This window comes from Brevundimonas sp. (genome assembly GCF_036659295.1).
Lineage (GTDB): Bacteria > Pseudomonadota > Alphaproteobacteria > Caulobacterales > Caulobacteraceae > Brevundimonas.
Window position 1 is genome coordinate 1 of record NZ_JAVXCU010000118.1, and the last position, 5,657, is coordinate 5,657.

At 61.7% G+C, this 5,657-nt stretch carries 4 protein-coding genes; 2 read left to right on the forward strand and 2 right to left on the reverse strand.

What is annotated here, in order from left to right; all coding sequences use genetic code 11:
- Together RSB01_RS13285 and RSB01_RS13290 are read left to right on the forward strand one after the other, a co-directional pair.
- Positions 1-626: M28 family peptidase (locus tag RSB01_RS13285; protein ID WP_332625646.1), on the forward strand; the 626-nt coding region annotated here is incomplete at its 5' end.
- A gap of 89 nt (positions 627-715) precedes the next feature.
- Complete coding sequence (locus tag RSB01_RS13290) at positions 716-2,296, forward strand: M28 family peptidase (RefSeq protein WP_332619393.1); 1,581 nt, start codon at positions 716-718, stop codon at positions 2,294-2,296.
- Between the two features lie 314 nt (positions 2,297-2,610).
- Here RSB01_RS13290 and RSB01_RS13295 read toward each other — a convergent pair whose 3' ends face one another.
- Together RSB01_RS13295 and RSB01_RS13300 are read right to left on the reverse strand one after the other, a co-directional pair.
- On the reverse strand, positions 2,611-3,621 hold the full coding sequence (locus tag RSB01_RS13295) for a DUF6607 family protein (protein ID WP_332590468.1): 1,011 nt from the start codon (positions 3,619-3,621) through the stop codon (positions 2,611-2,613).
- Positions 3,622-3,637: 16 nt separating this feature from the next.
- Positions 3,638-5,657 (reverse strand): TonB-dependent hemoglobin/transferrin/lactoferrin family receptor (locus tag RSB01_RS13300; RefSeq protein WP_332625649.1); only part of this gene is annotated, 2,020 nt, incomplete at its 5' end.

Consider the following 5,657-nt stretch of genomic DNA (forward strand, 5'->3'; position numbering starts at 1 on the left):
CCTCGGGCACGGTCGCGATCATCGAGATCGCTCGCCGCTTTGGTCAGGGCCCGCGCCCCGAGCGTTCGATCGTGATGGTCGCCTTTACGGGCGAGGAGTCGGGTCTGCTGGGTTCGGAATATTATGCCGCCAATCCGCTGTACCCGCTGGAGACCACCGCAGCCGGTTTCAACATCGATGCCGCCAATGTCTATGGTCGCAAGGACAAGCTGAACATTACCGGCTTTGGCCATTCCGATCTGGATGACCGCCTGAGCGCCATCGCCACGGCCCAAGGTCGCGGCATTGTGCCGGATGCCGGTGCCGCCGCCGGTATCTATTTCCGCTCTGACCACTTCCCGCTGGTGAAGCGCGGTGTGCCGATGTCCTATATCAGCTCGGCAGGTGATTTCCTCGATGCGCCGGTTGAGCCGCGTCTGGCCGCGCAGGCCGAATATGGCCGTACCGGCTACCATCAGGTCGCGGACGAGTGGAGCGCAGACTGGGATCTGGCCGGTATGATCGAGGATATGGAAGTCAGCTATCAGGCGGGTGCGGCTCTGGCCAACTCGACCGACTGGCCGCAGTGGAAGCCAACCTCGGAATTCTCGACGGTTCGGGCGACCTCACAAGACAAGCGCGACTAAGTCGCAACCATTACAAAACGGTAAGGGCAACTCCGGCGGGGTTGCCCTTATTGGTATGCGATAACAAAAAATCGGGTGGGAGACCCTGTATGTCCAAGCGTTTGCTTCGTGGTGTGGCCTTTGCCGCCCTTGTCTTTTCTGCGGCACCGTCCTTCGCACAAGAGTTTTCGACGCAGGTACTGTCTGAAAAGGTACGCCTAATCAGCGCGGACGATTTTCAGGGGCGCTATCCGGGGACAGTCGGCGAGGAAAAGACCCTCGCATGGCTGCAATCCGAATATGAGGCCATGGGCCTGAAGCCGGGTGGACCGGACGGCCAGTGGCTGCAACGTGTGGACCTGATCAGCCTGACGCCGCGCGATGCGTCTGTGACGCTGAAGGCGGCCGATGGCAGCACGCGCACGCCGGCAAATGCCGATGGCCTGATTGTCCGCGCTCTGAACGAAGCGGGACATGGTCATGTCACCGATGCGGGTCTGGTGTTTGCGGGCTATGGCATTACCGCGCCGGAACGCAACTGGGACGATTACGGCGATCTGGATGTGACCGGCAAGGTCGTGGTGCTGATGGGCGGATCGCCCGAGTTCAACAGCCCCTATCGCCGTTATTATGCGCAGGACGGCTATAAGGTCGACGAGGCCTATCGTCGGGGTGCGGTGGGTGTCATCATGATTTCGACCAATGAGTGGGAGCGCACGGTGACGATGCGCACGCGCTCCTCGCGTCTGGCACCGGGTTCGGCTCCGCTACAGTTCCGTGGCTGGGTCTCGCCCGAAATGGCGGCCAGTTTGGGGATTGATGCGGCGCAGGTAGAAGCGGCCAAGCTGGAAGCCTTTACGGCTGTGGCCTTGCCGCAGACGGTTTCGGTGGCAGCGAACGAAGACAAGACCGTTCTGACCAGCCACAACCTGCTGGCCATCCTGCCGGGCACGGAGCGTCCGGACGAGACGGTTGTGTTCAGCGCCCACTGGGACCATGTGGGCACCCGCGATCCGGCCAATGGCGAAGACCATATTTTCAACGGGGCATGGGATAATGCGTCGGGCACGGTCGGTGTGGTCGAGATGGCCCGCCAGTTTGCTGCCGATGGCCCGGCCAAACGCAGTCTTGTCTTCCTGCATGTGACCGCCGAAGAAATGGGCCTGCTGGGGGCCTATGCCTATGCGGCTGATCCGGTCTATCCGCTGGAAACCACGGTCGCCAATATCAATATCGACATGCTGCCGCTATCGGGCCAGACGCGCGATGTGCCGATCTTCGGTAAGGGGCAGAACAGTCTGGAAGACATGCTGGACACTCTGGCCAAGGCAGAGGGGCGCTATGTCTCGGATGACGGCCAACCCCAGCAGGGCTTCTATTACCGTTCGGACCATTTCGCCTTTGCGCGTGCAGGGGTTCCGGCCCTGATGCCGTGGCACGGTGTCGATTTTGTTGAAGGCGGCACCGAGGTCGGCAAGGCTGCGTGGCAGGAGCGTTTCGGCCGCGTCTATCACAAGCCGAGCGATGAATGGTCAGCAGACTTCGATTTCACATCGGCGTCGGAAAACCTGACCCTGCTGTACCGTCTGGGCCGCCAGTTGGCCGATGGCGATATGTGGCCGACATGGAAGCCGGATTCCGAGTTTGGTCAGGTCCGCGCCCGCTCGGAAATGGCCCGCCACACGCACTAAACGCAATAGCAGGCGCGAGGTAGAGTGCTTTCGCGCTTAACGCTCTCAAACACCGAGCCTCCGCGAGGCGAGCGATAGAGCCCTAAACGCTCTCAAGCAGGGAGCCTCCGTGAGGCGAGCGATAGAGCCCTAAACGCTCTCAAGCAGGGAGCCTCCGTGAGGCGAGCGATAGAGCCCTAAACGCTCTCAAGCAGCGAGCCTCCGCGAGGCGAGCGATAGAGCAAAAAAAGATGCCCCTCTGTTTGCTGCAAAAACAGAGGGGCATAGTCCGACAGGACGAGGGGATAGACCATCCCGTCAGAACAGTTGGGAGGTCAGTCCTTAACCGTCGCCAGCGCGATAATGGCGCGACCTTCGGTCAGGGCGGCTTCGGTCGTGATCTCGCCCTTCTGGATTTTCGAGGCCAGTTCCATCAGGGGGATGCCAGTGACAACGCCGGTCTCTGGCGCTTCTTCGACATAAACACCGCCGTCACGGGTGATGACGGCGTCCCATGCATCGCGAATACCGGCCCAATAGGTTTGGGTTGCGGCCCAGTAGTCATCGCCGGGCTTGGGCGTGTAGGAGGTGGAGGTGTCATAGGTGTTGATGACGTCCTCCTGCACGATCGCGACCGGTGTGCCGCCATTGCGGCCCGACATCTTCATATTGTCCTGGATATGAACCCAGCCATTGGGCTTGAGGATGTGGCGGTTGGTGCCGAGATAACGGTCATAGACCGGATTACGCACCGCATCGCGACGGGCCAGCGGGCGCCATGTGGGGTTCGAGGTCCACGCCGTCAGACCGTTTTCATAGGTCCAGTGGCCGACACCGCCATAGCGGGGGGAATCGTCCGTCTGCCACACGGTTTGCGACCATGCACCGGCACGCTCGGCGTCTGGCACAGGGGTCAGTGTCCACTGGTTCGGGCCGCTATAGGCCAGAACGGTCTGGGGCTGGTACACCCAGTCCTGACGCCAGTGTTTGACCACCACCGTCTGGTCGCCATGGGCCATGACGAGGATGTGCTGCAGGCTGATGCGGTCGCCATGGTCATAGACCACGCGCACGATCTCGCTACCGCCGGACAGTTTTTCCTCCAGAGGATCATAGTCGGCATCAAAGCTGACATTCTCACGCATGTCGAAATGGACGCGATACTGGCCCGCCTGCGCCAGAATGGCCTGACGGTCACGCTCGAAGGCACTGGCGGGAGCCTGTGTACCAGCGGCAGTCGCTGTGGGGGCAGGGGTCTGCGCATTGGCCGCGGCTACCGGAGCACCGACCAAAAGGGCGGCCGCGATGATAACGGCGCGTTTGGACATCTTGGTTTGTTTGGTCATGGGTCTGGCCATCGGATCAGTAGCGAAGATTTACGGACACGCCGAAATTACGGCCCGGTTGGGTAAAGGCGGGAAGGGTGGCTGGCTCGGTCGGGGCGGTGACGGTGCCGCCGCGCGACAGGCCGCGCACATCGCTCCACCACGCATAGGTTTCGTCAAAGACGTTGAACACGCCGGCACGGACAGTGGCCTTTTCGGTCACGTTCCAGAAGGCGGTCAGGTCCATGATGGCGAACTCTTCGCCCGCCCAGCAGTTACCGCCGCCGCAACCGGCCTGATCCTTCTTGCCGGACCATGTAACCGTGGCAGAACCACCCCAGACTCCCGACGGTGCGGCATAGTTCAGGCCGCTGACGACCTTGACCGGATCAACCGAGGTCAGCTTGCCACGCGCCCCGTCTGTTTCCTGATCGCCATCGGCAAAGGATACCGCGACGATGGCCGACAGGCCGTTGTCCCAGCGGATATCGCCGCGAGCTTCCAGACCCCAGATGTCCACCTCGGTCAGGTTGACGTACTGGTAGATCAGGGGATCAACACCCGGAACGCCTGTGCCGCGCACAACGATCTGGTTGATGAAGTCGTCATAGTGGGTTTTGAACGCCGTGGCCGACAGCGACATGTTGCCGCCAAAGGCTTCCAGGTTGCGGAAGCGAACACCGGCCTCGATGCTTTCGCTGGTTTCCGGGCTCAGATCGGGGTTCGGAATGGATTCATAGCCGAAGACCGGATTGGCAAAGAAGTTGTTCACCTGCATCGGCGACGGGGCTTTGAAGCCCTGCGCATAGTTGGCGAACACACCGAAATGGTCATCGGCCCAGAACATCACGCCGATCTTGGGCGACAGGTGGCTGTCGCTTTGTCCTTCGGCGGGGGCGGGGAACAGGGCGTCGGCCTTGGGCGTCAGTTCGTACCAGTCGTAACGCAGGGCCGGAATGATGCTGAGGCGACCATCCAGCAGCGAGATTTCATCCTGAACGAACAGGCCCGCCAGATCATACTCGGTCTTGGGGAAGGGACGGGCGGGGAAGGGCTCGCCCATGGGCGGTACGGTACCGTCGCGGATGCCTTCCTGTGTGGTGCGTGACCAGTCGGCCCCGACGGTTACACGGTGCTGGAGCGACTGGGTGCCAAAGCTTTTGCTGCCCTGAGCCGACAAGCCCCAGATACTGTTGTCAAAAGTGACATCGCGGGTGCGGTCCACGGCCGGAGTGCGGTCTTCATAGGTAAACTGGCGGGTGGTGGCGTCCTGCCAGAAGGCGGCCACCGAACCGGAATCCAGACCGAGGAAGTTGTCGAAGCGCCAGTCCATGCTGATGCGGTCGCGCTCGACCTCGTCGCGGGCGGTCAGGCCGATAACGCTGGCTGAATAGCTGCTGAGAGCCTCGCCCTCCATGTCCTGATCGAAATGATCATAGGTCAGGCGCAGGGCGTGGTTTTCGTTGATGTCCCACAGCAGTTTGGCAAGCACAGCATTGGAGGCAAACTCTTGCGGGTTCGGCTGGGTGCGGGCTGCGCCCGTGCCGCCGGTGTCGGCCATGTTTTCGGTCTCATGGGCATCACGGCGGGTATAGGCGATCAGGCCCGACAGGTTGCCATTACGGCCTGCCAGCGCGAGGCTTTCGCTCCAGCCGTCATCGGCGGAGTTGTAGCCGACACGGGCGCGGGCTCCGAAATTGCGACCGGCATCAATGAAATCAGCGGGGTCTTTGGACGTAAAGCTGACGGCACCGGCGATACCGTCCGAGCCGTAAAGAGCCGATGCGGGACCACGCAGGATCTCGACCGATTTGACCATGTCCAGATCGTTATAGCCGCCCCGGCCGACGCTCTGGGCACCAAAGGCAAAGCCGTCGGGAACGCGCACGCCATCCTGAATGATCAGGACGCGGTTTCCGCCCATACCGCGAATGGTAAAGCCCGAATTGCCGTCGCGGCCTGCACCCGACAGGGCGGCCGAAAAGCGGGCGGGGCTGGTGGGGACGCTGACACCCGGCTCGAAACGGATCAGGTCCTTGATGTCGGTGACAAGGTTG